We start from the raw sequence: 22,652 nt of genomic DNA, 5'->3' as shown, positions 1-22,652 counted from the left end.
CGGGCTGTCCGGAATGCGGGATGTTCGTCTCGGCTCCGCCGGTCGTACGGGGACAGCTCGTACAGGGGGCTCAGCCGCGCGGGAGGTCCGCGGTCGGGGCCAGGTGGAGGCGGGTGAAGGCCAGGGCCTCCGCCAGGTCGGCCTCACGTTCGGCGCTGGACATGGCGCGCCGGGTGTTGACCTCGATCACGACATGGCCGTCGAACCCGGTGCGCGAGAGATGTTCGAGGACCGCCGCGCAGGGCTGTCCGCCGCGGCCGGGCACCAGGTGCTCGTCCTTGGCCGAGCCCTTGCCGTCGGCGAGGTGGACGTGGCCGAGCCGGTCGCCCATGCGGTCGAGCATGCCGAGGGCGTCGGTGCGGGCGGTCGCGGCGTGGCTGAGGTCGATCGTGAAGTGACGGTAGTCGTCCTTGGTGACGTCCCAGTCGGGGGCGTAGGCGAGCATCTCGCGGTCGCGGTAGCGCCAGGGGTACATGTTCTCGACGGCGAACCGCACGTCGGTCTCGTTCGCCATGCGCCAGACGCCGTCGACGAAGTCGCGTGCGTACTGGCGCTGCCAGCGGAACGGGGGGTGGACGACGACCGTGCTCGCGCCGAGCTTCTCGGCGGCGGCGCGGGCCCGCTGGAGCTTGGTCCAGGGGTCGGTGGACCACACGCGCTGCGTGATGAGCAGGCAGGGGGCGTGCACGGCGAGGATCGGTATGCGGTGGTAGTCGCTGAGTCTGCGCAGTGCCTCGATGTCCTGGCTGACGGGGTCGGTCCAGACCATGACCTCGACGCCGTCGTAGCCGAGGCGCGCGGCGATCTCGAAGGCCGTCGCCGTGGACTCCGGGTAGACGGAGGCGGTGGACAGGGCGACCTTCGGCTCCGTTTCCGGGATCTGTACGGGGGGCTCCGCCATGGGGACAGGTTACGGGGTGCGGTTGGGTGACGTGCGGGGCGCCTATTGGGTGGGGTGGTTTGGGGGGCGTTGGCGGCTGCGGGCTCGGATCGGGTTGCTCGCGCAGTTCCCCGCGCTCCTTCAGGGACGCGCCCCCGGCGTATCTCCGAAGGGCGCCCCCTCCCTACATCCCCAGCTGATCCAGGTTCCGCAGGATGACGCCCTCCCTCAGGGCCCATGGGCATATCTCCAGGGATTCGACGCCCAGGAGGTCCATCGCGGCCTCTGCCACCAGCGCGCCGGCGACGAGTTGGTGGGCGCGGTCGGCGGAGACGCCGGGGAGTTCGGCGCGCTCCTCGGTGGTCATCGAGGCGAGCCTGGGGACCCAGGCCTCCAGGGACTCCCGTTTCAGCTCGCGCTGCACGTAGAGACCGTCCGCGGAGCGGGCCGCGCCGCCGATGCGGGCCAGCTGGCGGAAGGTCTTGGACGTGGCCACGACGTGGTCGGGCGGTCCGAACCGGCTGAACTCGCCGACCTTGCGGGCGATCTCGGTGCGCACGTGCCGGCGCAGCGCGCGGACGTCGTCCGGGGCGGGCGGGTCCCCCGGCAGCCGTCCGGCGGTCAGCCGGCCCGCGCCCAGCGGCAGCGACACCGCGGCGTCGGGCTGCTCGTCGATGCCGTACGCGATCTCCAGCGAGCCGCCGCCGATGTCGACGACCAGCAGTTTCCCGGCCGACCAGCCGAACCAGCGGCGGGCGGCGAGGAAGGTGAGCCGGGCCTCCTCCTCGCCGCTGAGCACCTGGAGCTCGACGCCGGTCTCCTCGCGTACCCGGGCCAGGACCTCGTCGGCGTTGCGGGCCTCGCGCACCGCGGAGGTGGCGAAGGGCAGCAGGTCCTCCACGCCCTTGTCCTCGGCGGCCTGGAGGGCGTCGCGGACGACGGCGACCAGGCGGTCGACGCCCTCCGTGCCGATCGCGCCGCCCTCGTCGAGGAGTTGGGCGAGCCGCAGCTCCGCCTTGTGCGAGTGGGCGGGCAGCGGGCGGGCGCCGGGGTGCGCGTCCACCACCAGCAGGTGGACCGTGTTCGATCCCACGTCGAGGACACCGAGTCTCATGGACGCAAACGCTACTGCCGACGGGCACTTACCCTGGAGGCGTGCCAAAGACGAAAAACGCGAAGAGCGGCAAGCGGGGCGAAAACGCCGGGCCCGCGGCAGGTTCGAAGGCCCCTTCGCCGGTGCGTGACACGGCCGACGAGAAGGGGCTCGACTTCGCGCGCGCGTGGGTGGAGTTCCCCGACCCGGCCGACGACGAGCAGGTCTTCCGCTGCGACCTGACCTGGCTGACCTCGCGCTGGAACTGCGTCTTCGGCGCCGGCTGCCAGGGCATCGAGGCGGGCCGCGCCGACGACGGCTGCTGCACGCTGGGGGCGCACTTCTCCGACGAGGAGGACGAGGAGCGCGTCGCCGGTCATGTGGCGAGGCTCACGCCGGACATCTGGCAGCACCACGACGAGGGGCATCGGGGCGGCTGGGTCTCCGAGGACGACGAGGGATCGCGCCAGACCCGTCCGTTCCAGGGCTCGTGCATCTTCCAGAACCGTCCCGGTTTCGCGGGCGGCTCCGGCTGCTCGCTGCACATCCTGGCGCTGCGCGAGGGCCGCGAGCCGCTGGAGACCAAGCCGGACGTGTGCTGGCAGCTCCCGGTGCGGCGGACGTACGACTGGATCGACCGGCCCGACGACACCCGCGTGCTCCAGGTGTCGATCGGCGAGTACGACCGCCGGGGCTGGGGCCCGGGCGGGCACGACCTGCACTGGTGGTGCACGTCGGCGACCTCGGCGCACGGCGCGGGCGACCCGGTGTACGTGTCCTACCGGGCGGAGCTGACCGAGCTGATGGGCAAGGCCGGGTACGACCGGCTGGTCGAGCTGTGCGAGGAGCGGCTGGCCCGGGGGCTGCCGCTGGTGGCCCCGCATCCGGCGGATCCGGTGCGCTGAGCGGTCCCCCGAAGCCCTACTGCGCGGGGCTCGCCTCGTCCGGGGTGTCCGGCGGGGGTGTGGAGCCGTCGCCGCCGGCCGGTGGGGTGGGGTCGGTGGCGCTCGGGGTCGGGGTCGGGTCGTCCGGCGTGGGGTCGGGGTCCGGTGTGTCCGGGGTGCCGGTCGGGCGCGGGTGGTGGTGATGGTGGTGGTGGCCGCGGGGCGGCGCCGGGGGGTCGGTGTCGGGGGCGTCGGTGCCCGCGGTGCCGTAGCCGTCGATGGTGACCGTGGCGCCGCCGGGGGCGAGCGTCACGCGCGCGTGCCAGGCGCCGGAGGGTTCGCTCAGGTGGTCGACGTACACCTTCACGGTGACCGACTCGCCGGGGGCGAGGGTGCCGGAGGTGCGGCTCAGGTAGAGCCAGGGCGCGGTGGTGCGCGCCGACCAGTGGACCGGTGAGCCGCCGGTCGCCCGGAGGGTGACGAGGGTCGTCGTGCCGCTGCTCCACGCGCTCACGGTGACGCCGCCGGCGCTGGGGGCGTCCGTGTCGCCGTCCACGACGGCCACGTCGACGTCGGTGCCGTCGGAGGCGCCGCGACGGCCGGGGCGGCGGGAGTCGGGGCTCACGCGCGCGTTGCCCGCGTTCTCGTACGTGTCCCCCGCCCCGCCGTCGAGCGCTCCCGGGTCCTGGGCCTCGCCTGCGGTGGCGGGGCGGCCGTCGGAGCCCTCGCCGATGAGCGGGGCACCCCGGTAGGCGGCCCACAGGGCGAGGACGGGGGCGGCGACGACGGTGGCGACGACCGTCGTGGTGAGCGCCCGGGCGCGCATGCGCTCGCGGCGGGCGGCGTGGTCGCCGGGGTCCATGGGGAAGCCGCGCCGGTCGAAACGGGGGCCCTTGCCGCGCACGCGCGCGTGGTGCGCGCTCGCCGCGCGCAGGGCGGCGCGGGGCGCGGGCAGGACGGGCAGTTCGTCGGGGGTGACGGTGGCGCCGGGCCAGCTGCCGGGGACGGCGCGTTCGGCGGTGCGGCGGCAGCGGGGGCAGTCGTCGACGTGCCGGACGAGTTCGGTGCGCAGGGCGGGGCCGAGGACGAGCCGGCGGTCACTGGTGAGGTGGGCGACGCCGGGGCAGGCGCCCGTCTCCACGACGGTGAGGGCGGTGCGGGTGCGCTCCACCTCGCAGGCGGCGGAGGCGAGGAGTTCGCGGGCGGTGGCGAGGTCCTGGCCGAGGACGGCGGCCACCTCGTGGGCGGCGAGCCGGTGGCGTACGGCCAGCTCCAGCGCCTCGCGCTGCTCGGGGGTGGTGCCGGCCGCCTCCGGCCAGGCCAGCAGGGCGAGCTCGCGGCGGCGGCGCTCGCGGGTGTCCGGGGTGAGGTCCGTGGCGCCGGGGGTGGCGGCGATCGCGGCGGCGGCACGGCGGTCGGCGGCGTCCTTGGCCGCGTTCTTGGTCGCGTTCTTGGTCGTGCTTCCGGCCGTGTCGCCGCGGTCGGAGGAGCGGCCGGCCGCGTGGGTCGCGGTGCGGCGGCGGCCGGACTCGGCGAGGCGGCGCCGGCAGGCCCAGCGGGCCAGCGCGTAGAGCCAGGCGCGGTGGTCGGCGGCGGCCGACGGGCCGTGCCGGCCGCGCCGCTCGGCCACGGCGAGGACGTCGCCGAGGGCGGCGGTCGCGGCGTCGTGGTCGCACAGGACGGACAGACAGTAGGTGAACAGGCCGTCCAGAGGGGGCTCGCACGCTGCGGGCGGGCGCGTGGATGTGCGCTCGGTTGTGCGCGCGCTCCCTTGCGCCGGGCGCGCGCCGGTGGGGTACGTGGGGGTTTCCGGACTGCTGCTCATCACCCGTGCGACCGTAGGCGCGGATGCGCTGTCCGTTCTCACCCCTTCCGCACTTTTACTCCGTACGGGTGAAACGATCCCTCATCCGAGTGCGCGGCGCCCTCCCGGCGGGTTCAGTGTGCGCTCCGGGGTGGGGGGATTCGGTTCGTAGTGCGGCTGCGGGTCGCGTCGTGGCTTGTCGCGCAGTTCCCCGCGCTTCTTAAAAGCAGGGGGCACCCCACTGCCTTCAGGGGCGCGGGGAACTGCGCGAGCAACCACAAACCACCCGCACCCCGCCGGCGAACCCCAGCCACCCGAGCTCTGTCGCGCCTCCCCGCACCCACTGTCAGTGCCCCCCGTTACCGTTTTCGCATGGCTGCCCGTACCAAGACCACCAAGGACCGTCCCTCCTACCGCTGCACGGAGTGCGGCTGGCAGACGGCCAAGTGGCTCGGCCGCTGCCCCGAATGCCAGGCCTGGGGCACCGTCGAGGAGTACGGCGCGCCCGCCGTCCGCACGACGACCCCCGGCCGCGTCACCACGGCCGCCCTCCCCATCGCCGAGGTCGACGGCCGCCGGGCCACCGCCCGCTCCACCGGCGTCCCCGAGCTGGACCGCGTGCTCGGCGGCGGTCTGGTCCCCGGCGCGGTCGTCCTCCTCGCGGGCGAACCCGGCGTCGGCAAGTCCACGCTCCTGCTGGACGTCGCGGCCAAGGCCGCGGGACCCGACCACCGCACCCTCTACGTCACCGGCGAGGAGTCCGCGAGCCAGGTCCGGATGCGCGCCGACCGCATCAAGGCGCTCGACGACGACCTCTACCTCGCCGCCGAGACCGATCTCGCCGCCGTCCTCGGCCACTTGGACGAGGTGAAGCCGTCCCTGCTGATCGTCGACTCGGTGCAGACGGTCGCCTCCCCCGAGATCGACGGCGCCCCCGGCGGCATGGCACAGGTCCGCGAGGTGGCCGGCGCCCTCATCCGCGCCTCCAAGGAACGCGGCATGGCCACGCTCCTGGTGGGCCACGTCACGAAGGACGGCGCCATCGCGGGCCCCCGCCTCCTGGAACACCTCGTGGACGTCGTGCTGCACTTCGAGGGCGACCGCCACGCCCGCCTCCGCCTCGTACGCGGCGTCAAGAACCGGTACGGCGCCACGGACGAGGTCGGCTGCTTCGAACTGCACGACGAGGGCATCGTGGGCCTGGCCGACCCCAGCGGCCTGTTCCTCACCCGGCGGGACGAACCGGTGCCGGGCACCTGCCTGACCGTCACTCTGGAGGGCCGCCGTCCGCTGGTCGCCGAGGTGCAGTCGCTCACGGTCGACTCCCAGCTGCCCTCGCCCCGCCGCACCACCTCGGGGCTGGAGACGTCCCGCGTCCAGATGGTGCTCGCCGTGCTCGAACAGCGCGGCCGGATCAGCGCGCTGGGCAAGCGGGACATCTACTCGGCGACGGTCGGCGGGGTGAAGCTCTCCGAGCCCGCCGCCGACCTCGCCATCGCCCTCGCGCTGGCCTCCGCAGCGAGCGACACCCCGCTGCCGAAGAACCTCGTCGCGATCGGCGAGGTGGGCCTGGCGGGCGAGGTGAGACGGGTCACGGGCGTGCAGCGCAGGCTCGCCGAGGCGCACCGGCTGGGCTTCACGCATGCCCTGGTCCCGGCCGATCCGGGGAAGATCCCGCCGGGCATGAAGGTGCTGGAAGTGGCGGACATGGGGGACGCGCTGCGGGTCCTGCCGCGCTCCCGTCGCCGAGAGGCCCCGCAGGAGCGGGAGGACCGCCGGTAGACTTTGCCCTGGTCTCGCCCGTCCGTACGAACCGAGAGTGCGACACGGAGCGCCCCAGAACCCGCGACCGGAGGAGTGCAGTGGCAGCCAACGACCGGGCGGCAGCTCCCGGAAAATCCGGTGGGAGTTCCGGTGCCGACGGCCTGATGCGCGCCTCCCTGAGCGCCGTGGCGCCCGGCACGGGCCTGCGCGACGGACTGGAGCGGGTGCTGCGCGGCAACACCGGCGGACTCATCGTGCTCGGCTCCGACAAGACCGTCGAGTCGATGTGCACGGGCGGCTTCGTCCTGGACGTCGAGTTCACCGCGACGCGCCTGCGCGAGCTGTGCAAGCTCGACGGCGGCATCGTGCTCTCCTCCGACCTCTCCAAGATCCTCCGCGCGGGCGTGCAGTTGCTGCCCGACCCGACGATCCCCACGGAGGAGACGGGCACCCGGCACCGCACCGCGGACCGGGTCAGCAAGCAGGTCAAGTACCCCGTGGTGTCGGTCTCGCAGTCGATGCGCCTGATCGCGCTGTACGTCGACGGACAGCGCCGGGTCCTGGAGGACTCGGCGGCGATCCTGTCCCGCGCCAACCAGGCGCTGGCCACGCTGGAGCGCTACAAGCTCCGCCTGGACGAGGTGGCGGGCACGCTGTCGGCGCTGGAGATCGAGGACCTGGTGACGGTCCGGGACGTCTCGGCGGTCGCGCAGCGCCTGGAGATGGTCCGCCGCATCGCCACCGAGATCGCCGAGTACGTGGTCGAGCTCGGCACCGACGGCCGTCTCCTCGCCCTCCAGCTCGACGAGTTGATCGCGGGCGTGGAGCCCGAGCGCGAACTGGTCGTACGGGACTACGTCCCCGAGCCCACCGCCAAGCGCTCCCGCACGGTCGACGAGGCCCTCGCCGAACTCGACGCGCTGAGCCACGCGGAGCTCCTGGAGCTGTCCACGGTCGCCCGCGCGCTCGGTTACACCGGCTCCCCCGAGGCGCTGGACTCCGCCGTCTCCCCGCGCGGCTTCCGGCTCCTCGCGAAGGTGCCCCGGCTGCCCGGCGCGATCATCGACCGCCTGGTGGAGCACTTCGGCGGACTGCAGAAGCTGCTCGCCGCGAGCGTCGACGACCTCCAGACGGTCGACGGCGTCGGCGAGGCGCGTGCGCGGAGTGTCCGCGAGGGGCTGTCACGGCTCGCGGAGTCCTCGATCCTCGAGCGGTACGTCTGAGGCTACGGCCGCTTTTTCGGCGACCCCTCGGTCCCTTCAGTCCTTCGCCAGGACGAACGACGTCTGCGCCTTGGCGAATCCGGCGGCCTTCGCCTCCACCAGGTACGTGCCCGCGGACGCCCTGCCCGCCTTCGGCGTCGCGCAGTGGGGGGCGCTCGGCTCGCGGTCCCACTTCACCGTGTACGTCGCGCTGCCCTCGGCCGGCACCCGGAAGAGGACGCTGCCGGCGCCCTTGGGGCAGTCGTCGGAGGCCCAGAAGTCGTCGTCCTCACCCGTCTGTGTGATCGTCAACACGACGTGCTTCGGGCCGAGATCGACCTTGCAGTCACCGGCGGAGGTGTTGCGGGCGGTCACCTCAAGGGTGGGGGTCTGCTCGGGGTCGTAGGTGTTGTGGACGCTGCTCAGGGTCAACTTCACCGCGCTCGCCGTGCAGTTGGGCAACGAGGAGCCGGCGGGCACCTGTTCGCCGGTGACGCCGCCACCGCCGGTCGCGGCGGAGCCGCCCTCCGTACCGCCGGTGGAGCCGCCGCCGTTGCCGGTGCCGTCGCTGTCCCCGGAGCTGTCCCCGGTGCCGTCGCCGGATCCGTCGTCGGAGCCGCTGGTGTCGCCGTCACCGCCGCCGCCCGACTCGTCCCGGCCGCCGGGGTGTTGGCTGATCGCGGGGCCCGAACTGGAGGGGCCCGGGGTGATCGAGGGCGCGGGATTCTTGCCGTCGCCACCGCCCTCGTCCTTCTTCCCGCCGCCCCCGCCGAAGCCGACGATCCACACGACGAGGAGTGCCAACACGCCGACTACGGCAGCGAGAACGGCCCTCCGACGCCAGTAGATGGAGGAGGGAAGCGGCCCGACCGGATTGCGCAGAGATCCCACGGCGCAAACCTTACGAGAGATCGCTGCGCCAACTGGGCGTCACCCGCCGCCCAACGGCAACTTTTCTGGATCATCGTCTGATCCGACGATCGTCAGGTGCGCCTCCGGGTGGGTCGCTGGGGCGCGGGAGAGCTCGGGGGTTCTTGTTCGTCGGCGGGTGCGGGTGGGCGGGGGCCTCTCGCGCAGTTCCCCGCGCCCCTTCCCCACGACACCCGGAACCCCGCCGAGCGCGACACGCCGCAGCAGTGGCCCGGCGCGTGGCAGGATCGAAAGCGCCATGACAGCACCCACCGCGCACACCGCAGACACCCCCGCCGCCGCCTCCCCCACGACCAACCCCATCCCGACGCCCGCCGCGGACCCCACGCAGCCCGCGCCCCCGGCCGTTCCCGGCGGGAACCTCCACAGCCCCGTCATCGCCTGGTTCGAGTCGCACGCCCGTGACCTCCCCTGGCGTCGCCCCGACGCCGGGCCCTGGGGCGTGATGGTCAGCGAGTTCATGCTCCAGCAGACGCCGGTCAACCGCGTGCTGCCCGTCTACGAGCAGTGGCTCGGCCGCTGGCCGCGCCCCGCCGATCTGGCCAAGGAGGCGCCCGGCGAGGCCGTCCGCGCCTGGGGCCGTCTCGGCTACCCCCGCCGCGCGCTGCGGCTGCACGGCGCGGCCGTCGCCATAACGGAACGGCACGGCGGCGACGTCCCCACCGACCACGCCCAGCTGCTCGCCCTGCCCGGCATCGGCGAGTACACCGCCGCCGCGGTGGCGTCGTTCGCGTACGGCCAGCGGCACGCCGTGCTGGACACCAACGTCCGCCGCGTGCTGGCCCGCGCGGTCACCGGCGTCCAGTACCCGCCGAACGCGACCACGGCCGCCGAGCGCAAGCTGGCCCGCGCCCTGCTTCCGGAGGACGAGCACACGGCCTCCCGCTGGGCCGCCGCGTCGATGGAGCTCGGGGCGCTGGTGTGCACGGCGAAGAACGAGAGCTGCCACCGCTGCCCCATCGCCGACCGGTGCGCCTGGCACGTCGCGGGCAAGCCCGCGCACGACGGCCCGCCGCGCCGCGTGCAGCCGTACGCGGGGACGGACCGTCAGGTGCGCGGCCGGCTGCTCGCCGTGCTCCGGGAGGCCGCCCACCCCGTTCCGCAGGCGGCCCTGGACCGCGTCTGGAACGAACCGGTGCAGCGCGCCCGGGCGCTGGACGGTCTGGTCTCGGACGGGCTCGTCGAACCCCTGCCCGGCGGCCGCTACCGCCTCCCGGTGAGCTGAGCCCGGCCGGCCCCGCGATGCGCGGCCACCCCTTTTACCCACACTCACCCGTCCCACACCCCGTCGACAGCGACGTCACAGTCACAGTCCCCGTCCGTAGCCCGCCACCCCCGCCACAAATCCCCCAAAGCCGTATGTGACACCCCCTCTCCTTAGCTCGCGCTTACGTCTGTTACACAACCGACGGACAGCCGAGCGCCGTCCGCAGGCTTCCTCGGACAGCCTCGTGACAACGCCTCCGTAGCTTTCTTTCCGTACCCGGCGAAGACAGGCGGCCGGAACGGAGAACCGACGACGACAGGTCGGGCACGGGGCACGGGAGGCGATGGAGATGGCACAGGGCCAGGGCGAGGTGCTCGAGTTCGAGGAGTACGTCCGTACGCGACAGGACGCGCTGCTGCGCAGTGCGCGCCGGCTGGTGCCGGACCCGATCGACGCCCAGGATCTGCTGCAGACCGCGCTCGTACGGACGTACGGCCGCTGGGAGGGCATAGCCGACAAGCGGCTGGCCGACGCCTATCTGCGCCGGGTCATGATCAACACCCGTACCGAGTGGTGGCGTGCCCGCAAGCTGGAGGAGGTGCCCACCGAGCAGCTCCCGGACGCCTCGGTCGACGACTCGGCCGAGCAGCACGCGGACCGCGCCCTGCTGATGGATGTCCTCAAGGTTCTCGCTCCCAAGCAACGCAGCGTCGTGGTCCTGCGACACTGGGAGCAGATGACCACGGAGGAGACCGCCGCCGCCCTCGGCATGTCGGCCGGCACGGTCAAGAGCACGCTGCACCGGGCGCTCGCCCGGCTCCGCGAGGAGCTGGAGGCCCGCGATCTGGACGCACGCGCGCTGGAGCGTGAGGAGCGGGAGCGTTGCGCGGCGTAGGCAGAAAAGCCCGGCTGCCGGGCGAGGTCCTGAAGGCGGTGATCACGGCGGTGTCCGCGATCACCGCCCTCGGCCTTTTCGTCTCCGCGTGCGGCACGGGCGGGACCGGCGCCCGCGACGAGGGCCCGGCGGACAGTGACTCCCTGGCCCCGGTCTCCTCGCCGTCGCTCTCGTCTCGGGTGTCGACGCCGACGCCGGCGCCGCCCTCGGAGTCGGTGCCCGCCCCGGCCGAGCAGGAGAAGCAGCGGGGGCTCGCGGTCAAGCTCGTGCAGAGCGACCCCAAGGTGAGCCCGTCGGTGAAGCGCCAGCTCAAACCGTGCGTGGCGGACGAGTACCCGGTGGACGTGTCGTACGGCGGGCTGACCGGGGGATCCTCGGACGACGTCGTGGTGAACGTGATGACGTGTGGAGACGCGGTGGGCGTCGGCTCGTACGTGTACCGGCTGGAGAAGCACGGGTACGAAAATGTGTTCAGGGCCGAGGAGCCGCCGGTCTACGCGGAGATCGACCGCGGTGATCTGGTGGTGACCCAGCAGCTGTACCGCAAGGGCGACTCGGTCTCCTATCCGTCCAGCGTCGAGGTCATCACCTATCGCTGGTCGGCGGACCATTTCACCGAGGAGTCCCGCGTGCACAACGACTACAGCAACGCGGTGGACGAGGACCCGGTGACGGGCCCCAGTGCCGGCTGAACCCGGCCGTTCGCGCGGCGGTCCGCATTTTCCCCTCCCTTCTCATTTCCCCCTCCCTTCTCCTGAGAGCACCGATGCCAGAGCAGACCCACGTCCTGTTCGTGGAGGACGACGACGTCATCCGCGAGGCCACCCAGCTCGCGCTGGAGCGTGACGGCTTCGCGGTCACCGCCATGCCCGACGGGCTGTCGGGCCTGGAGTCGTTCCGCGCCCGGCGCCCCGACATCGCGCTGCTTGACGTGATGGTGCCGGGGCTGGACGGGGTCAGCCTGTGCCGGCGGATCCGGGACGAGTCGAACGTGCCGGTGATCATGCTCTCCGCACGCGCCGACTCCATCGATGTCGTCCTCGGCCTGGAGGCGGGCGCCGACGACTACGTGACGAAACCGTTCGACGGTGCCGTCCTGGTCGCCCGGATCCGCGCGGTGCTGCGCCGCTTCGGGCACGCCGGGGGCGTGCGGGCCAACGAGCCGGATCCGGTGGCCGAGGGCGGGGTGCTCACCTTCGGCGAGCTGGAAGTGGACACCGGGGGCATGGAGGTGCGCCGCTCCGGGCGGCCGGTGTCGCTCACCCCGACCGAGATGCGGCTGCTCCTGGAGTTCTCCGCCGTGCCGGGCACGGTGCTGTCACGTGACAAGCTGCTGGAGCGCGTGTGGGACTACGGCTGGGGCGGGGACACCCGCGTCGTCGACGTCCATGTGCAGCGGCTGCGGACGAAGATCGGCCAGGACAGGATCGAGACGGTCCGCGGCTTCGGCTACAAGCTGAAGGCCTGAGCGGGGCGGGAGGGTACGGAGCATGTTGCGGCGCCGAAGCCGGTCCGGCGGCGACGGGAACGAGGACGGGGACGGCGGCGTCCCGCACGCACGCGCGGCGGGCGACGACGGCGGCTCCGGCATCATCGGGCGCCGGGCCGGCCGGGGTGACGGGCGTGGTGCGGGCGGCGGGCGTGGTGCCGGTGGCGGGCGTGGTGCCGGTGTGTGCGGTCTGCGGGTGACGGGGCTCAGCGAGCCCCAACCCGGAGAGTCGGAGTTCTCGGAGTTGTCGGGCTTCGGCGTGCCGGAACTGGACGGCGTCGGGCCGCACGAGCCGGTCGGGTCAGGACTCGACGCGCACGCCCCCGGCGCGCACGGCGGCGGTCCGCGCGGCCAGCGGATGCGCACGGGGCTGCGGTGGAAGCTCAGCGCGGCGATCGCGCTGGTCGGCGCGCTCGTGGCGGTCGCCCTGAGCCTGGTGGTGCACAACGCGGCGCGCGTCTCGATGCTGGACAACTCGCGCGACCTGGCCGACGAGCGGATCCAGGTGGCGCAGCGGATGTACGAATCCGGGCGCACCCAGGCCTTCGGCGTCAAGGTGGACGACCCGACCATCCCCCGTGACCTGCTGGCGCGGGTCAAGCAGGGCCGGCGGGCCACGTACGTGGCGGAGGGGCCGCACGGCGTGCCGGACATCTGGGCGGCCGTACCGCTCAAGGACGGCAGGGTGCTGTCGCTCCAGACCACCTTCACGGACCGCAGCGCCAGTGTGCTGAACGACCTGGACGAGGCCCTGCTGATCGGGGCGATCGCGGTCGTCCTCGGCGGCAGCGCGCTCGGTGTGCTCATCGGCGGTCAGATGTCCGGGCGGCTGCGCAAGGCGGCGGCCGCGGCGAACCGGGTCGCCATGGGCGAGACGGACGTACGGGTGCGGGACTCGATCGGCGGCGTCGTACGGGACGAGACGGACGACCTGGCGCGGGCGGTGGACGCGATGGCGGACGCGTTGCAGCAGCGCATCGAGGCCGAGCGCCGGGTGACCGCGGACATCGCGCACGAGCTGCGCACCCCGGTGACGGGGCTGCTCACGGCGGCCGAGCTGCTGCCGCCCGGCCGGCCGACCGAGCTGGTCCTCGACCGGGCGAAGGCGATGCGGACGCTGGTCGAGGACGTGCTGGAGGTGGCCCGCCTGGACGGGGCGTCGGAGCGGGCCGAGTTGCAGGACATCATGCTCGGGCAGTTCGTGACCCGGCGGGTGGCGGTGAAGGACGCGGCCGTCGAGGTGACGGTGGTGCACGAGTCCGCGGTCACGACGGACCCGCGCCGGCTGGAGCGCGTGCTGTTCAACCTGCTGGCGAACGCGGCTCGGCACGGGCGGCCGCCGGTGCGGGTGTGGGTGGAGGGCCGGGTGATCCGGGTACGGGACCACGGGCCCGGTTTCCCCAAGGAGCTGCTGGAGGAGGGGCCGAGCCGGTTCCGCACCGGCAGCTCCGACCGGGCGGGCCGGGGCCACGGCCTGGGTCTGACGATCGCCGCGGGCCAGGCGCGGGTGCTCGGCGCCCGCCTCACCTTCCGCAACGTGACCGTCCCGGGAGCGCCCGGGACGGCCCCCGCCGAGGGGGCGGTGGCCGTCCTCTGGCTCCCGGAGCACGCCCCCACCAACACCGGCAGCTTCCCTGCGCTCCCGAGGAGCGCGCCCTAGGAGGCGCGCCGTGCGTCAGGGCCGGAGGTTCTCCAGGTCCTCCAGCAGGCTGGGGTGCGTGGGCTGCCAGCCGAGGGTCTCGCGGGTGTGGGCGCTGGACGCGGGCTGATCCGTGACGAAGATCGGGGCGAACGGCCCGAAGGTCTCGTCCGGGACCCGCTCGACCGGCAGGCCGAGCCGCCGGCCGATGACCGCCGCGATGTCCCGCACCGCGTCGCCCTCGTCGGCGACGGCGTGCCAGGCAGTGCCGGCCGGGGCCTTCTCCAGGGCGAGCCGGAACAGGACGGCCGCGTCGCGCGCGTGCACGGCCGGCCAGCGCTGGGTGCCGTCGCCGGGGTAGCCGGCCACCCCGGAGTCGCGTGCCGCACGGGTCAGCAGGCCGGCGAAGCCGCCGTCGCCCTCGTTGTGGACGGTGCGCGGCATGCGCACGGCCGAGCTGCGCACCCCGCGCGAGGCGAGTGCCAGTACCGCCGTGACCGAGTGGGCCCGGCCGGCCACCGGGCCCTCGGTCGGCAGCGGGTCGGCCTCGGTGGAGGCGCGGCCCGCCACCCAGGGAGTGCCCGAGACGGTGACGAGCGGGCGGTCGGTGCCGAGGAGTACCTCGCCGAGCGCGGTGAGGGCGGCGCTCTCCTCGGCGATGCCCCGGGCGAGTGACTCCGGGCTGCCGTAGTCGCGTCCGAAGGCCAGGCTGATCACGCCGTCGGTCTGCGCGGCGCCGGACCGCAGGACGTCCAGGTCCGCGAGCTCACCGCGCAGCACCTTGGCGCCGGCGGCTTCGAGGGTCTGTGCGGAGGCGTCCGAGCGGGCCAGGGCGAGGACGGTGTGGCCGCTGTCGAGCAGTTCGGCGACGACGGCGGACCCGATGGTGCCGGTGCCACCGGTGACGAAGACATGCATGAGCGCTCCCTTGAGGACGGTGGTTGAGGGGGAGACAAGCGATGGGACCGTTGTCCCATCACCGACATTACACGGTGACGGGACTGTTGTCCCATCACTGGCCCGCCTATCCTGTCCGTCATGGCCAGATGGGAACCAGGGGCAGCCCAGCGACTCGTCGTCGCGGCCGTCGACCTGTTCACCGAGCAGGGGTACGACGCCACGACGGTGACGCAGATCGCCGAGCGCGCGGGCGTCACCAAGAGCACGTTCTTCCGGTACTTCTCCGACAAGCGGGAGCTGCTCGTCGCGGGACAGGAGACGCTCAGCAGGCTGCTCGCCGAGGGCATCGCGGAGGCACCCCCGGAGGCGACGCCGCTGCAGGCGGTGGCGGCGGGGCTGGAGCGTGCGTCGGGGGCGATGGGGCCGGCCAACCGGGAGCTGGGGCCCCGGCTGCGGGCGGCCGTGGCGGCCAGTACGGAGCTGCAGGAGCGGGACGCGCTCAAGAGCGTCGGCATGGCCGCCGCTATGACGGCCGCGCTGGTCGCCCGGGGCGTCCCCGAGCCGACCGCCCACCTCGCGGCCGAACTGGGCGTCCTCGCGTTCAAACGGGGCTACGCGAAGTGGTCGGAGTCCCACGCCGACTCCCCCGACACGGCCTCGCTGGCCCCCCACACCCTCGCAGCCCTGTCGGACCTGCACGAGGCGACGACAACACTGGGCTGACCGCCCGGCCCACTCACTGCGCGGCTCCGCCGCAGAGGGCTGAGCCTCTTGCACGGCTCCGCCGCAGGGGCGCGAGCATCGCGCCCCGTAAGGGGCGCGGGGAACTGCGCGAGCAACCACATCGCTCCCGCACCCGTCCCACAACCCCACCCACCACCCACCCACCCCCTCACGCGCCCTCCCGCGGGGTCGAAGGGGCAGAGCCCCTGGGGGACGGGAAGGGTAGGGGCGGCGGGGGCGAAAACCGCCCCCGCCACCCGATCCAAGGCCGTACCCGGCCGCACCCCGGCGGGGGCCGGTCGCGCACCCGCGGCCCCCTACGTGGCGCGAGCCGCGCGAAGAAACAGCCCCGCGCCCCTTACGGGGCCCACGCACGCCAAGGCCCCCCGGGCGAACCCGGGGGGCCTTGGGAGGCGGAGCGTGGGGAAGGTCAGACGGCCTCTGCAACCGTCGGCCGCTCCCCGGCGGCGTCCCCAGCCGCCCCCTCCGCCGTCTTGGGCCCCCCGGCCCCCCGCAACGGCACCTCCTTGACGAACACCGCCGCCACCAGCGCCACCACAGCCACCACCGCACCCAGCACGAACGCCGAATGCGTCCCCGCGGACACCGCGAACTGGTACGCCTCCCGCGCCTGCGCCGGCAGCTTCGCCAGGCTCGCCGCGTCGAGCTGCGCCGACTGCTCGGTCATCTTGCCCCCGAGCGCCCCCGCCCGCTGCACCATCTCGTCCTGCACCCGGTTGTTGAACAGCGCACCCATGATGGCGACACCGAACGAGGACCCGAGCGTCCGGAACAGCGTGGTGGAGGACGAGGCGACGCCCATGTCCTTCATCTCGACGCTGTTCTGCGCCACCAGCATGGTGATCTGCATCAGGCAGCCCATGCCCGCACCGAGCACGGCCATGTAGATCCCGGAGGTCAGCCGGGTGGTCTCGGTGTCCATCCGCGACAGCAGGAACAGTCCGACGATCATCAGCACGCTGCCGGCGACCGGGAACACCTTGTAGCGGCCGCTGTTGGTGGTGACCCGGCCGGCCACCATCGACACGGCGAGCATCGCGCCGAGCATCGGCAGCAGCAGCAGTCCGGAGTTGGTGGCGGACGCCCCCTGCACCGCCTGCTGGTACAGCGGCAGGAAGAGCACCGCGCCGAACATCACGAACCCGGTGATGAAGCCGATGACCGACATCAGCGAGAAGTTGCGGCTGCGGAAGATGTGCAGCGGCATGATCGGCGCGGCCGCCCTGGTCTGCCAGAACAGGAACCCGACGAGCGCGGCGACGCCGATGCCGATCAGCTCCATGATCCGCGCCGAGCCCCAGGCGTACTCCGTGCCGCCCCAGGTGGTGACCAGCACGATGGAGGTGATGCCCACGGTCAGCAGCGCGGCGCCGAGGTAGTCGATCCGGGTCTGCGCGCGCTTCTTCGGCAGGTGCAGCACGGCGCTGATGGCGATGAGCGCGACCGCGCCGAGCGGCAGGTTGATGTAGAAGGACCAGCGCCAGCCGAGGTGGTCGGTGATGGTGCCGCCGACCAGCGGGCCCGCGATCATCGCGAGCGCCATCACGCCGGCCATCATGCCCTGGTACTTGCCGCGCTCCCGCGGCGGGATCAGATCACCGATGATCGCCATGACGCCGACCATCAGACCGCCCGCGCCGAGGCCCTGCACGGCCCGGAAGCCGATGAGCTGCCCCATGTCCTGCGCCATGCCGCTGAGCGCCGACCCGATCAGGAAGAGCACGATCGAGGTCATGAAGACGCCCTTGCGCCCGTACATGTCGCCGAGCTTGCCCCACAGGGGCGTCGAGGCGGCCGTCGCGAGCGTGTACGCGGTGACCACCCACGACAGGTGTTCGAGCCCGCCGAGCTCACCGACGATCGTCGGCATCGCGGTGCCGACGATCATGTTGTCGAGCATCGCGAGCAGCATCGCGATCATCAGGGCGAGCAGGACGACGCGTACGCTGCGCGGCTGCTTGCCGCCGTCCTCGGCCCCGGGTTTCTCGGCCCCCACGGGGCCCTTGCCCGCTATGTCCGCCGTCTCCGCCATCGTCCCCACATCCCCTGCTTGCCACTGATGCCCTCGCGCGCCGCCGCGTGCGGGGCGGTCTCACCGGTTCCGGTTACTTACTTGCCGCCCGGCTAGTTCTTTACATTGCGAGAAGGTAGCCTGGTAACTAGCCGGGCGTCAAGTAAGTTTCTCCCGGGCCGCCGGACAGCCGGACGGCGGGCAGGTCCGAGGGAGTGCGAGGAGAGACGGAATGGGCAGCACCATGGACGACAACAGGCGCCGGCGGCGGGGCGACACCCGCCAGCGCATCCAGGACGTTGCCCTCGCCCTCTTCTCCGAGCAGGGGTACGAGAAGACCTCGCTGCGGGAGATCGCCGAGCGGCTGGACGTCACCAAGGCGGCGCTCTACTACCACTTCAAGACCAAGGAAGACATCCTCATCGGCATCTTCGGGGACCTCACCCGGCCGATCGACGACCTCATCGCCTGGGGCCGCGAGCAGCCGCACACTCTGGCCACCAAGCAGGAGGTCGTCCGCCGCTACAGCGAGGCCCTCGCCGACGCCGGGCCGCTCTTCCGCTTCATGCAGGAGAACCAGGCGACCGTGCGCGAGCTGAGCATCGGCGAGATGTTCAAGGGCCGGATGCTGGAGCTGAGCGGCATCATCCGCGACGCGGACGCCCCGCTGGCCGACCAGGTCCGCTGCATCACCGCGCTGTTCACGCTGCACGCGGGGATGTTCGCGCTGCGGGAACTGGAGGCCGACCCGGAGGACAAGCGCAAGGCGGTTCTGGAGGTCGCGATCGAGCTGGTGACGAAGGCGCACTACGGCGAGTGACGCGAGGCGTCGGGCGTCGCGCGGCCGCGTTGCCTCGCGGCGCGTGCGCCCCGGCGCGCGAACGGCGCGTGGCGGAGCACAGGGCTCCGCCACGCGCCGTTTTCCCGTGGCGGGACTCGGGGCGCGCAGGGCTGGGTCAGACGTGCGTGCCGTGCGAGCGCAGGAACGCGACCGGGTTGACCGCCGAGCCGTAGTTCGGGGTCGTGCGGATCTCGAAGTGCAGGTGGGGGCCGGTCGAGTTGCCGGTGTTGCCGCTGCGGGCGATGTGCTGCCCGGTGGCGACGACCTGGCCGACCTTGACGTCGATCCGGGACAGGTGCGCGTACTGCGAGTACGTACCGTTCGCATGCTTGACGACGATGGCGTTGCCGTACGCCGGGCCGTCGCCGGCGCCGTTGCCGCCGGCCTTGACGACGGTGCCGCCGTGCGCGGCGACGACGTCCGTGCCGATCGGCACCGCGAAGTCCTGCCCGCTGTGCTTGTGCGCCCAGTGGCTGCCGTCCTGGTTGTAGCCGGCGCTCAGCTCGTACTTCTTCACCGGGTCGACCCAGGAGGCGGCCTTCTTAGCCGCGGCGGCCTTGGCCTCCGCCTTCGCTGCCTTCGCCCTGGCCTTCGCGGCCGCGGCGGCGTGCTCCGCGTGGGTCGCGGCCTCGGCCTGCGCGTCGGCCTGCGCGCGGACGGCGGTGGCGAGGGTGCTGGACATCGCGCTGGTAGGGGTGGCGGCGACGGTGTCGGCGGCTACCGCGGCTCCGGCACCCAGGACGACCGAGGCGCCCAGGCCGATGCCGAGGACGGCGGCGCGGGTGCGGAGGGGGGACGTGCGGGGGTGGCGACGGGGCGTGGAGCGGAAGGACATCGAAACCTCAGGGGGTGGGGGACAAGGCCGTAAACAACCACCCGGGGCGCGACGCGGTGGGCGTCGTCCGGGTGGCTCGTCCTTGGTAACCCCGAGGCGGGCGAATGCCCAAAATCGTGATCTCTTGGGGTGGGATAGTACGGTGAGCGGACTTACTGCCGCATTGCCCGTTTCTCCGTAGCATGCGGGCCACTAAAGCGCCTAGTAATCCCCAACCCCCTGTGCGAGACGTCACCGCCCCGGGGCACCTCCCACCCCCACGAATGTGACCCCGGCTACGCGCCTTTTCCCTCGCCCCCGCCGCCCCTACCCGTCCCATCCCTTCAAGGGGCTCCGCCCCTTGCACCCCGGAGAGCTCGGGTGGGCAAGGTCTCGTCGGGGAGCGCGGGCGGGTGGGGCTTCCTCGCGCAGTTCCCCGCGCCCCTTAAAAGCAGGGGGCGCCCCCAACGCTTTCAGGGGCGCGGGGAACTGCGCGAGACGACACGACCGCCCGCACCCGCCCGCGCACCCCCACCAGCCGAGCTCTCGGGCGGCCCCCCAGCGCGCGTGCGAAAGGGGCTGCCCCCCGGGACCGAAGTCCCGGGGGGCAGCCCCTGGTTCCGCTGAGGTGGGCCGGAGCCCGGAGGGCTACGCCTCCTTGCTCAGGTTCGGACCCGCGCCGCCCGCCGCCTGCTCGATCGGCGGAGCGTCCGGCAGCGCCGCCTTCTCCTCGCCGCGGAAGGTGAACGTCGCCGCGTCGCCCTCCCCCTCCGTGTCCACGACCACGATGTGCCCGGGCCGCAGCTCGCCGAAGAGGATCTTCTCGGACAGCGTGTCCTCGACCTCCCGCTGGATCGTCCGGCGCAGCGGCCGGGCGCCCAGCACGGGGTCGTACCCCTTCTTGGACAGCAGCTCCTTCGCGGACTGGGAGAGTTCGATGCCCATGTCCCGGTCCTTCAGGCGCTCGTCCACCTTGCTGATCATCAGGTCGACGATCGCGAGGATGTCGTCCTGGGTCAGCTGCGGGAAGACGACGACGTCGTCGACACGGTTGAGGAACTCGGGCCGGAAGTGCTGCTTGAGCTCGTCCTGGACCTTGTTCTTCATCCGCTCGTAGTTGGACTTCGTGTCGCCCTGGGCCGCGAAGCCGAGGTTGAAGCCCTTGGAGATGTCCCGCGTGCCGAGGTTGGTCGTCATGATGATGACCGTGTTCTTGAAGTCCACGACCCGGCCCTGGGAGTCGGTCAGGCGGCCGTCCTCCAGGATCTGCAGCAGCGAGTTGAAGATGTCCGGGTGGGCCTTCTCGACCTCGTCGAAGAGGACGACCGAGAACGGCTTGCGGCGCACCTTCTCGGTGAGCTGGCCGCCCTCCTCGTAGCCCACGTAGCCGGGGGGCGAACCGAAGAGACGCGAGACCGTGTGCTTCTCGCTGAACTCCGACATGTCGAGGGAGATCAGCGCGTCCTCGTCGCCGAAGAGGAACTCGGCGAGCGCCTTGGACAGCTCCGTCTTACCGACACCGGACGGACCGGCGAAGATGAACGAGCCACCGGGACGCTTCGGGTCCTTCAGACCGGCACGGGTACGGCGGATCGCCTTGGAGAGCGCTTTGACGGCGTCCTTCTGGCCGATGACCCGCTTGTGGAGCTCGTCCTCCATGCGCAGCAGACGCGAGGACTCCTCCTCCGTGAGCTTGAAGACCGGGATGCCGGTCGCCGTGGCGAGGACCTCGGCGATCAGGTCGCCGTCGACCTCGGCGACGACGTCCATGTCGCCGGCCTTCCACTCCTTCTCGCGCTTGGCCTTGGCGGCCAGGAGCTGCTTCTCCTTGTCGCGCAGGGAGGCGGCCTTCTCGAAGTCCTGCGAGTCGATCGCGGACTCCTTGTCGCGGCGGACGCCGGCGATCTTCTCGTCGAACTCGCGGAGGTCCGGCGGCGCGGTCATCCGGCGGATGCGCATCCGGGAGCCCGCCTCGTCGATCAGGTCGATCGCCTTGTCGGGCAGGAAGCGGTCCGAGATGTAGCGGTCGGCCAGGGTGGCGGCCTGGACCAGGGCCTCGTCCGTGATGGAGACGCGGTGGTGCGCCTCGTAGCGGTCGCGCAGGCCCTTGAGGATCTCGATCGTGTGCGGCAGGGACGGCTCGGCGACCTGGATGGGCTGGAAGCGGCGCTCCAGGGCCGCGTCCTTCTCCAGGTGCTTGCGGTACTCGTCCAGCGTCGTCGCACCGATGGTCTGCAGCTCGCCGCGGGCCAGCATCGGCTTGAGGATGCTCGCCGCGTCGATGGCGCCCTCGGCGGCACCCGCACCGACCAGCGTGTGCAGCTCGTCGATGAACAGGATGATGTCGCCGCGGGTGCGGATCTCCTTGAGGACCTTCTTCAGGCGCTCCTCGAAGTCACCGCGGTAGCGGGAGCCGGCGACCAGGGCGCCGAGGTCCAGGGTGTAGAGGTGCTTGTCCTTGAGGGTCTCGGGCACCTCGCCCTTGACGATGGCCTGCGCGAGGCCCTCGACGACGGCGGTCTTGCCGACGCCGGGCTCGCCGATGAGCACCGGGTTGTTCTTGGTGCGGCGGGACAGCACCTGCATGACCCGCTCGATCTCCTTCTCGCGCCCGATGACCGGGTCGAGCTTGGACTCGCGGGCGGCCTGGGTGAGGTTCCGGCCGAACTGGTCGAGGACCAGGGACGTCGAGGGGGTGCCCTCGGCAGGGCCGCCGGCGGTGGCGGTCTCCTTGCCCTGGTAGCCCGACAGCAGCTGGATGACCTGCTGGCGGACACGGTTGAGGTCTGCGCCCAGCTTGACCAGGACCTGGGCGGCGACGCCCTCGCCCTCGCGGATCAGGCCGAGCAGGATGTGCTCCGTGCCGATGTAGTTGTGGCCCAGCTGAAGGGCCTCGCGGAGCGACAGCTCCAGGACCTTCTTGGCACGGGGGGTGAAGGGGATGTGGCCGGACGGGGCCTGCTGGCCCTGGCCGATGATCTCCTCCACCTGCTGGCGGACCGCCTCGAGCGAAATCCCGAGGCTCTCCAGGGCCTTAGCGGCGACACCCTCACCCTCGTGGATCAGGCCCAGGAGGATGTGCTCGGTGCCGATGTAGTTGTGGTTGAGCATCCGGGCTTCTTCCTGAGCCAGGACGACAACCCGCCGCGCGCGGTCGGTGAACCTCTCGAACATCGTTAATCGCTCCTCAGAGCGGTCAGGCAGTAAGGGGGCTGTCCCCTCCCTGTCCTTCCGCAGCTTAGTCCCGCAAGCAGGGACCGCTCATTCCAACTGCCGACACCGTCGATGGCCTCCTGACCCCGAACGCCGACATCTGCCACAACCCGATGGTGCGAGACGATGTTCCCGCAGGCCAGGCACTTACCCCAGTCGCCAGTACGCCGATGGCGAACGTGAGCCGGCCCGTTCCGCGCGTCGCCCCCTCCCACTAGGCATGTCTTACCCGCAGGCACTGACACTCCATGCCGCGCGCACCGGTTCCCTCCGCTATGGGCGAACAACCTTGCGTCGCCCCACACCCCGGGACGCCACCGGATCCGGCACGTACGGTGCACG

General features: G+C 72.5%; 18 protein-coding genes. 10 read left to right on the top strand and 8 right to left on the bottom strand.

Going from position 1 to position 22,652, the window contains the following annotated elements:
- Window positions 1–70: 70 nt before the first annotated feature.
- The gene (locus OIE12_RS18395) at window positions 71–901 is read right to left on the bottom strand and encodes a sugar phosphate isomerase/epimerase family protein (protein ID WP_329136697.1); all 831 of its coding nucleotides are present in this window, start codon (window positions 899–901) and stop codon (window positions 71–73) included.
- Between the two features lie 163 nt (window positions 902–1,064).
- A complete protein-coding gene (locus OIE12_RS18390; RefSeq protein WP_329136695.1) occupies window positions 1,065–1,994 on the bottom strand; it encodes a Ppx/GppA phosphatase family protein in 930 nt (309 codons plus the stop codon).
- 41 nt (window positions 1,995–2,035) lie between these two features.
- Between OIE12_RS18390 and OIE12_RS18385 the strand changes: the two genes are divergently transcribed.
- Entirely contained in the window at window positions 2,036–2,878 is an 843-nt protein-coding gene (locus OIE12_RS18385; protein ID WP_329136693.1) for a hypothetical protein, read from the top strand.
- A gap of 16 nt (window positions 2,879–2,894) precedes the next feature.
- Here OIE12_RS18385 and OIE12_RS18380 read toward each other — a convergent pair whose 3' ends face one another.
- Window positions 2,895–4,682, bottom strand: coding sequence for a BACON domain-containing protein (locus tag OIE12_RS18380; protein WP_329136691.1), 1,788 nt, complete (start codon window positions 4,680–4,682; stop codon window positions 2,895–2,897).
- Window positions 4,683–5,033: 351 nt separating this feature from the next.
- Here OIE12_RS18380 and radA point away from each other — a divergent pair, with 351 nt between their 5' ends.
- The gene (gene radA, locus OIE12_RS18375; protein ID WP_329136689.1) at window positions 5,034–6,443 is read left to right on the top strand and encodes a DNA repair protein RadA; all 1,410 of its coding nucleotides are present in this window, start codon (window positions 5,034–5,036) and stop codon (window positions 6,441–6,443) included.
- Between the two features lie 80 nt (window positions 6,444–6,523).
- The gene (disA, locus tag OIE12_RS18370) at window positions 6,524–7,648 is read left to right on the top strand and encodes a DNA integrity scanning diadenylate cyclase DisA (protein ID WP_329136687.1); all 1,125 of its coding nucleotides are present in this window, start codon (window positions 6,524–6,526) and stop codon (window positions 7,646–7,648) included.
- Between the two features lie 36 nt (window positions 7,649–7,684).
- On the opposite strand, the gene OIE12_RS18365 is transcribed toward disA, so the two are convergent.
- Window positions 7,685–8,518 (bottom strand): hypothetical protein, encoded by an 834-nt coding sequence (locus OIE12_RS18365; RefSeq protein ID WP_329136685.1) that lies wholly within the window; start codon window positions 8,516–8,518, stop codon window positions 7,685–7,687.
- A 277-nt stretch (window positions 8,519–8,795) separates the two neighbouring features.
- On the opposite strand from OIE12_RS18365, the gene OIE12_RS18360 reads away from it, so the two are divergent.
- The 5 genes from OIE12_RS18360 (at window position 8,796) to cseC (ending at window position 13,808) form a co-directional block, all read left to right on the top strand.
- Entirely contained in the window at window positions 8,796–9,782 is a 987-nt protein-coding gene (locus OIE12_RS18360; protein WP_329136683.1) for an A/G-specific adenine glycosylase, read from the top strand.
- A gap of 331 nt (window positions 9,783–10,113) precedes the next feature.
- Window positions 10,114–10,659 (top strand): SigE family RNA polymerase sigma factor, encoded by a 546-nt coding sequence (locus OIE12_RS18355; protein WP_030378569.1) that lies wholly within the window; start codon window positions 10,114–10,116, stop codon window positions 10,657–10,659.
- Entirely contained in the window at window positions 10,647–11,351 is a 705-nt protein-coding gene (locus tag OIE12_RS18350; protein WP_329136681.1) for a hypothetical protein, read from the top strand. The genes OIE12_RS18355 and OIE12_RS18350 overlap by 13 nt, the downstream gene beginning before the upstream one ends.
- Window positions 11,352–11,425: 74 nt before the next feature.
- Entirely contained in the window at window positions 11,426–12,127 is a 702-nt protein-coding gene (cseB, locus tag OIE12_RS18345; RefSeq protein ID WP_329136679.1) for a two-component system response regulator CseB, read from the top strand.
- A 22-nt stretch (window positions 12,128–12,149) separates the two neighbouring features.
- Window positions 12,150–13,808 carry a two-component system sensor histidine kinase CseC gene (gene cseC, locus OIE12_RS18340; RefSeq protein WP_443053849.1) on the top strand — a complete coding sequence of 553 codons (1,659 nt, stop codon included), beginning with the start codon at window positions 12,150–12,152 and terminating at the stop codon, window positions 13,806–13,808.
- Between the two features lie 15 nt (window positions 13,809–13,823).
- Here cseC and OIE12_RS18335 read toward each other — a convergent pair whose 3' ends face one another.
- Window positions 13,824–14,705: an SDR family oxidoreductase gene (locus OIE12_RS18335; RefSeq protein WP_329136678.1), complete on the bottom strand. Its 882-nt coding sequence runs from the start codon at window positions 14,703–14,705 to the stop codon at window positions 13,824–13,826.
- A 120-nt stretch (window positions 14,706–14,825) separates the two neighbouring features.
- On the opposite strand from OIE12_RS18335, the gene OIE12_RS18330 reads away from it, so the two are divergent.
- Window positions 14,826–15,410, top strand: a complete 585-nt coding sequence (locus OIE12_RS18330; RefSeq protein WP_329136677.1) for a TetR/AcrR family transcriptional regulator — start codon at window positions 14,826–14,828, stop codon at window positions 15,408–15,410.
- 430 nt (window positions 15,411–15,840) lie between these two features.
- On the opposite strand, the gene OIE12_RS18325 is transcribed toward OIE12_RS18330, so the two are convergent.
- A complete protein-coding gene (locus tag OIE12_RS18325) occupies window positions 15,841–17,463 on the bottom strand; it encodes an MDR family MFS transporter (protein WP_329136675.1) in 1,623 nt (540 codons plus the stop codon).
- Between the two features lie 211 nt (window positions 17,464–17,674).
- Here OIE12_RS18325 and OIE12_RS18320 point away from each other — a divergent pair, with 211 nt between their 5' ends.
- On the top strand, window positions 17,675–18,262 hold the full coding sequence (locus OIE12_RS18320) for a TetR/AcrR family transcriptional regulator (protein WP_329136673.1): 588 nt from the start codon (window positions 17,675–17,677) through the stop codon (window positions 18,260–18,262).
- A gap of 136 nt (window positions 18,263–18,398) precedes the next feature.
- On the opposite strand, the gene OIE12_RS18315 is transcribed toward OIE12_RS18320, so the two are convergent.
- Both OIE12_RS18315 and OIE12_RS18310 read right to left on the bottom strand, forming a co-directional pair.
- A complete protein-coding gene (locus OIE12_RS18315; RefSeq protein WP_329136671.1) occupies window positions 18,399–19,118 on the bottom strand; it encodes a M23 family metallopeptidase in 720 nt (239 codons plus the stop codon).
- A gap of 627 nt (window positions 19,119–19,745) precedes the next feature.
- Window positions 19,746–22,271 carry an ATP-dependent Clp protease ATP-binding subunit gene (locus tag OIE12_RS18310; RefSeq protein WP_329136670.1) on the bottom strand — a complete coding sequence of 842 codons (2,526 nt, stop codon included), beginning with the start codon at window positions 22,269–22,271 and terminating at the stop codon, window positions 19,746–19,748.
- Window positions 22,272–22,652: the final 381 nt, after the last annotated feature.

The sequence above is a fragment of the Streptomyces sp. NBC_00670 genome (genome assembly GCF_036226765.1).
Taxonomy (GTDB): Bacteria; Actinomycetota; Actinomycetes; order Streptomycetales; family Streptomycetaceae; genus Streptomyces.
The sequence above is the reverse complement of the archived record's forward strand: the minus strand, read 5'-3'. Positions and strand labels throughout refer to the sequence as shown.